The organism is Streptomyces sp. YS-3, assembly GCF_045257485.1.
In the GTDB taxonomy this organism is placed as follows: domain Bacteria; phylum Actinomycetota; class Actinomycetes; order Streptomycetales; family Streptomycetaceae; genus Streptomyces.
The window spans coordinates 1-4,813 of the sequence record NZ_JBJHPC010000546.1; the positions used below are offsets into that span (position 1 = coordinate 1).

The 4,813-nt window shown below is 71.2% G+C and carries 4 protein-coding genes; 2 read left to right on the top strand and 2 right to left on the bottom strand.

Annotation, left to right across the window (positions count from 1 at the left end):
- Positions 1-25: 25 nt before the first annotated feature.
- Positions 26-799, bottom strand: a complete 774-nt coding sequence (locus ACJA3G_RS30305) for a hypothetical protein (RefSeq protein ID WP_406556237.1) — start codon at positions 797-799, stop codon at positions 26-28.
- 526 nt (positions 800-1,325) lie between these two features.
- Between ACJA3G_RS30305 and ACJA3G_RS30310 the strand changes: the two genes are divergently transcribed.
- Positions 1,326-2,048, top strand: a complete 723-nt coding sequence (locus tag ACJA3G_RS30310) for a transglycosylase family protein (RefSeq protein ID WP_406556238.1) — start codon at positions 1,326-1,328, stop codon at positions 2,046-2,048.
- A 113-nt stretch (positions 2,049-2,161) separates the two neighbouring features.
- Here the strand turns inward: ACJA3G_RS30310 and ctaD are convergent, their stop codons facing one another.
- Complete coding sequence (gene ctaD, locus ACJA3G_RS30315) at positions 2,162-3,913, bottom strand: cytochrome c oxidase subunit I (RefSeq protein ID WP_406556239.1); 1,752 nt, start codon at positions 3,911-3,913, stop codon at positions 2,162-2,164.
- Positions 3,914-4,375: 462 nt separating this feature from the next.
- Between ctaD and ACJA3G_RS30320 the strand changes: the two genes are divergently transcribed.
- The gene (locus tag ACJA3G_RS30320) at positions 4,376-4,591 is read left to right on the top strand and encodes an I78 family peptidase inhibitor (protein ID WP_406556240.1); all 216 of its coding nucleotides are present in this window, start codon (positions 4,376-4,378) and stop codon (positions 4,589-4,591) included.
- The last annotated feature ends 222 nt before the right edge of the window (positions 4,592-4,813 follow it).

Here is a 4,813-nt window from a genome sequence, read left to right on the forward strand (position 1 = left end):
GCCGGGGGCTCAGGCGGTGGGGCGCTCAGGTGCCTGCCAGCGGCATCGCCGCCGACACCAGGGTGCCGTCCGAGGCCGCCTTCTCCAGGGCGTCGCGCAGCAGGTCCTCGCGGGGCTGCTGGCCGATGGAGCCGACCGGGGCCGCGAAGACCAGGACGCGCTGGGTGCGGTTGGCGGCGGCGCGCCAGCCGTCCGTGACCTGGAGCGGCTGGTGGGCCTGCCACCACGACACCGGGCTGCCACCGCCTCCCGTGCCGGGCTGGAGGATCGCGTGCAGCTGGCCCATGGCGAGCAGCACCGACCAGCCGGCCAGCACCGAGGGCATCCGGCCGACCTCGGTGACCGGCACGAAGCCCTGCTCGATCAGGAGTGGAAGGAACTCGTCCATGGTGCCGGCCGAGCCGGGACGGGCGATCGGGGCGGTGGGCTCCACGACGAGCGCCGGGTGCAGCGCGCCCTCGATCAGGATCAGGCCGCTGGTGATGCCGAGGACGGCCTGCTGGGGCGCCCGGCCCCCGAACTCGTCGCCGGTGATGGACCGGACGGCGCCCTGCAGCTGCTCCTCGGAGACCTGGACGACCTGGGAGGGGATGCAGGAGGCGTGGGCGAAGGCGAGGACCGCGGTCTCCTCACCGACGAAGAGCACGGTGCTGGTGGCCTCGTGCTCGGAGTCGCCCGGGGTGCGGCAGGAGGTGCAGTCGTAGCTGCCCGGGGCGTTCTCGCCGGCGAGCAGCCGGTCGGCTTCTTCGTCGCCGATCTCGGCGCGGACGTCCTCGCTGACGTCGAGCATGCGCGGCACGGGTGGCTCCTACTGGATGCGTGCGCCGGGTGGTTCCCGGCTCCTGAAAGAACAACGGCGGATCTGTGGCAGGGGTCACGCCCCAGGGCGAACAGAATCGAACCACCGCGCGCGGAGGGTGAACGTACCCCCGGAACCCCTCACTCCCAGTCAACCTCTGGTGGGCGCAAGGGAGTTGGCACGGTGAACTGAGTCACAGGCCGGGCGGGCAGCGGGTCGACAAATCCTGAAATCCCCCAATCAAGTGGGTGTCCGGAAATAGCCGTTACCGAGGGTAATAGCCAACTGGCCTGGAGCGACAGGGCATTGGTTGATACCAGCCCGGCCCGGTCCCTAGATTCCAACGCCGTGTGCACCGAGCACCGCCCGGGCAGCCCGCCCCGTACGGCCGCACGACGTCACGACGCGTACGACCGCACCACAGGCACGAGCACGACCCCGGCGGGCGGGGCGGCACGGAACGGGACGCCGGACGCGTCACGGCCGTACCGCCTGGGAGTCCCGGGTCCTTCGGAAGAGGGACTTCATGTCTGTTGGTACCAGTCGTTCCAGCTCCAGGCGCGGACGCGGCACGGTCGCGGCGATCGGGGTCGCCGTGATGGCGGCGCCGCTGGCGCTGCTCACCGTCTCGGCCGGTCCGGCCGGCGCGGCGGACGGTGCGGTGTGGGACCGCATCGCCCAGTGCGAGAGCGGCGGAAACTGGCACATCAACACCGGCAACGGCTACTACGGCGGACTCCAGTTCTCCGCCGGTTCCTGGCGGGCCTACGGCGGCGGGGCGTACGCGTCCACCGCCGACCGGGCCGGCCGGGCGCAGCAGATCGCCGTCGCCACCCGGCTCCAGCGGGCCCAGGGCTGGGGCGCGTGGCCCGTGTGCGCCGCGCGGGCGGGGGCTTACGGGGAGGCGCCCTCGGCGCCGAAACCGCCGGGCCACAAGGCGAAGCCCAAGGCGGACCCCAAGCGGACCGCGCGCGCGGCGCAGCCGAAGCGGGAGGCGAACCGGGAGGCCAACCGGGCGGGAACCGGCCGCGTCGAGGCGAAGGCCGCACCGGCGAAGGCGCCCGAGCGCCCGCCGGTCCAGACGGGCCGCGGCTCGCGCGGCGGCGACTACACCGTCCGCGAGGGGGACACCCTGTCCGCCATCGCCGGGGCGCACGGTACGACGTGGGAAAGGGTGTACGCGGCCAACAAGGCCGTCATCGGCGGCGATCCGGACCTGATCCTGCCCGGCGAGCGGCTCACCCTGTAGGCCGTACGGCCACCGCACACGAGGCACCACCGCCCCGCCCGGCGCCACGACCGGTCGGGGCGCGTGCGTGAGCGGCCCGGGCCCGCCACGGCGTCCGGGCCGCCGCTCCCGGCCTACCGGCCGGGCGAGTCCGTCTCCGCGGTCTCCGGCGAGGGGCTCTCCGCGGTCTCGTTCGCGGTCTCCGGCACGGTCTTCTTCGGCCGGTCCGGCAGCAGGTCGTCGCGGAACGGCGCGAACTCCGGGTGGTGCAGGTCGAAGGCGGGCGACTCGGTGCGGATGCGGGGGATGGTCACGAAGTTGTGGCGCGGCGGCGGGCAGGAGGTCGCCCATTCGAGGGAGCGCCCGAACCCCCAGGGGTCGTCGACCTCCACCTTCGGGGCGTACTTCGCGGTCTTCCAGACGTTGTAGAGGAACGGCAGCGTCGACATGCCGAGCAGGAAGGCGCCGATGGAGGAGACCGTGTTGAGCGCGGTGAAGCCGTCAGCGGCCAGATAGTCGGCGTAACGGCGGGGCATGCCTTCGGCGCCCAGCCAGTGCTGGACCAGGAACGTGGTGTGGAAGCCCACGAAGAGCGTCCAGAAGTGGATCTTCCCGAGCCGTTCGTCCAGCATCCTGCCGGTGAACTTGGGCCACCAGAAGTAGAAGCCGCCGAAGGTGGCGAACACGACCGTGCCGAAGACGACGTAGTGGAAGTGGGCCACCACGAAGTACGAGTCGGTGACGTGGAAGTCGAGCGGCGGCGAGGCGAGGATGACGCCGGTGAGCCCGCCGAACAGGAAGCTGATCAGGAAGCCCACGGCCCAGAGCATCGGTGTCTCGAAGCTGAGCGAGCCGCGCAGCATCGTGCCCGTCCAGTTGAAGAACTTCACCCCGGTCGGCACCGCGATCAGGAACGACATGAAGGAGAAGAACGGCAGGAGCACCGCGCCGGTGGCGAACATGTGGTGCGCCCACACCACGACCGACAGTCCGGTGATGCACATGGTGGCGCCCACCAGGGTGGTGTAGCCGAAGATCGGCTTGCGGGCGAAGATCGGGATGATCTCGGTGATGATCCCGAAGAACGGCAGCGCGATGATGTAGACCTCGGGATGCCCGAAGAACCAGAAGAGGTGCTGCCACAGCAGCGCGCCTCCCCACTGCGGCTCGAAGACCACCGACCCGAACCTGCGGTCCGCCTCCAGGACGAGCAGGGCCGCCGCGAGCACCGGGAAGGCGAGCAGCACCAGGATCGAGGTGAACAGCACGTTCCAGGTGAAGATGGGCATCCGGAACATGGTCATCCCGGGCGCGCGCATCCCGATGATGGTGGTCAGGAAGTTCACCGCGCCCAGGATCGTCCCGAACCCCGAGAGCGCCAGCCCCATGATCCACAGATCGGCGCCGACGCCCGGGGAGCGGGTGGCGGAGTTGAGCGGCGCGTAGGCGAACCAGCCGAAGGCCGCGGGTCCGCCCGGGACGAGCAGCGAGCCCAGCACGATGAGCCCGCCGAAGAGGAACAGCCAGTACGCCAGCATGTTGAGCCGGGGGAACGCCACGTCGGGCGCGCCTATCTGGAGCGGCATGATCTCGTTGGCGAAGCCCGCGAAGGTGGGGGTGGCGAAGAGCAGCAGCATGATCGTGCCGTGCATGGTGAACATCTGGTTGAAGGTGTTGTTCGACATGACCTGGAGCCCGGGGCGGGCCAGCTCGGCGCGCATCAGCATGGCCATCAGCCCGGCGATCAGGAAGAAGCCGAACGACGTGATCAGGTAGAGGTGTCCGATCTTCTTGTGGTCCGTGGTGGTCAGCCAGTCCACGATCACCCGGCCCGCCGGCCGGGTCTCGCGATGTCCCGTGTCCGCGGTCGCCGTCTCGGTACCCATCGCCGCCCCCACTAGGTGTCAGGCATCAGGCCGGTAGCCATGATGCTCGCGCGCGTGCCCGTCCGACAGGGCGCGTGCGCGGCCGGATAGGCGCATACGAGCCAACGCGCCGGGCGGCGTCCGACGGCGAACGACATCGTCCCGTCGGTGCGGATCGTGTAAGGATGCGGTGAATTCCCCATGGCCCGTCAATTCCCGGCGCGGGGGGCCTGGAGGGAAATTCGGAGGGGTGTTCCCGGKCGRTCGGCSGGGAAATTCCGTAAGGGGTCCGAACGGACGGGCGAGGGCTGAGTGATTTCCCGGCCGATCGACCGGAACTCCCCGTACGAGTGACCAGGTTCGAGGCAAACGCGGCCCAAGATCCTGTGACACAAGTGTGACCGGCGGGGGACGTGGTGCGGACAGCGGCAGGGCAGGGGGCTCCGCTTCCGCCTCCGTCCCGGTGCGCCTACGGTGGTGGGCATGGCACCCGTACCGACTCCCTCCGGACATCCCGACGACGCTCCCGAGGCCTATGTGGGCCTGGCCGGCGAGGCCGCCGAGCGGCTGGCACGCGCGCGTGGCTGGACCACCGTCAGGTCGCTCCCGCCCGGCTCGATCATCACGATGGAGTACCTGGAGGGGCGGCTGAACTTCGAGGTGGCGGACGGCACGGTGATCCGCTGCTGGCGGGGCTGAGCGGCTCCTCCCACGGACGGCGAAGGCCCCGGCGCTCCTTTGCGGGAGTGCCGGGGCCTTCGCCGTGCGGGTGGGTGGTGCGTACCGTCCCCGCCGCTCGTCCCGCGCCGTCAGCCGCCCAGCGGGCGGGCCGGGGCCGGGCGCGGGGCGCGCTCGACGTGCTGCGGGCGCCGGCCGGCCGCCGGGGGCACCGGCGGGCGCTCGGGACGGGGGCCGTTGTGC